The organism is Francisella sp. 19X1-34 (genome assembly GCF_041102755.1).
GTDB lineage: Bacteria > Pseudomonadota > Gammaproteobacteria > Francisellales > Francisellaceae > Francisella.
Genome location: NZ_JBGCTX010000136.1, coordinates 1 through 1,607, shown reverse-complemented (window position 1 = coordinate 1,607; position 1,607 = coordinate 1). Strand labels below are relative to the sequence as shown.

Below are 1,607 nucleotides of genomic sequence, written 5' to 3'. Positions count from 1 at the left end.
ACTTTATGTAATATATTTGCAGAGGTACTTGGTTTAGATAAAGTAGGTATTACAGATGATTTCTTTAGGATAGGTGGTAATAGTATATTAGCTATACATTTAGTTAATGAAATAACTAAACAAACTGCTTTAAAATTATTTGTTACAGATGTTTTAAGCCAAAAGACAATTGAGAAGATTCTTAATGCTTATACCAAAGAATTCTCTGAGAATGATAATATTTGTAATTTAAATCTTGATGATTACAAATCATCTTTAAATCATATGGAAAAAGACATATATTTTCATCAATTATCTTCTGGCAATAAGCTTATTTATAATGAAAGTTTTGTTCTAAAGTTTAATGAGGAAATTAATTTATGTGTGCTGCAAGATGCTATAAATTATATTTGTAGTAAATATGAGATATTAAGATCAAACTATATTTTTGAGAATAATGAGATTTTACGAAAATTAAATAAAAAACCTGATTTTATAGTAAAACAAATAAACTTAGAAGTAGGTAGTGATTTAAAAGAATTATTATCTAAACTAGAGCAAAAAGAATTTAACTTAGAAAAAGACTTTTTAATACGATGTTACTTAATTAATTTGGATAATAGTAATCAAATATGCTTTATTCAATTTCATCACTTAATTGCAGATGCTACATCTATAATAAATATTTTACTACCAGACTTATATAGTTATATATTAGATCAGAACGCTATAGCTAGTATAGATACTCAGACTATTGAGGGAAGTTATATTGATCTAGTATCAAAACTAAATAAATTATATGACTCAAATAAACTTAAATATAGGCAACACTGGTTAGATAGGATAAATGTAGTTGAAGGTTTAAATCTTAATAATTGTATAGGAGATTCTAATGACTTCTCCGGAGAGCAATTGAGTTTTAATTTGGATAATATAACTACACGAAGAATTAAAAGGGTATCAGAGAAATTAGGATGTAGTTTATTCTCTATTTTATATTCTCAATTTGCTCTAATGTTACAAAGATTCTCTGGTAAAGAAAATATAGCAATTAGAACAAATATCGATGAGAGGATGTTTTTCCCTGAACATTTAAATACCGTAGGGTGTTTTATCAACAATACTTTTTTATTTTCAAACTTTAATCCTGATCAAATGTTATGTGATTTTATAAAAGATACTCAAAATAACATATTTCAGGTGTTATCCAGACAAATAAAGTTTCAGGATCTCTTAAAGTTAGATCGGGAAAAGGTAGAACAACTATCAGAAATTCATTTAAATATTGAGACACAAGAGGTACAAGCTTTACCATATGAACAAGTACAAACATATTCACATTCAGGGAATGTTAAAACAGGATTATATTTTGAATTAGATATTAAAGACGATAGAATTTATTGTCGAACAGAATTCCAGAAAAGTAAGTATTTAAAATACCTCGTACAATCATTAATAGATAGTTATGTGCACCTATTAGAATCAATTGATGAGAATATTAATATTTGTTTAAAAGATATTAATCTTTTAGATAAGAAAGATTATAAGCATATAGTATATGACTGGAATCAGACAGACAAGGATTATCCTAAGGATAAGACGATATACCAATTATTTGAGGAGCAAGT

Annotated in this window: 1 protein-coding gene; it reads left to right on the top strand. The window is 25.8% G+C overall.

What is annotated here, in order from left to right:
* On the top strand, positions 1 to 1,607 hold a 1,607-nt coding region (locus tag AB8E56_RS11660; RefSeq protein WP_329481307.1), incomplete at both ends, for a condensation domain-containing protein.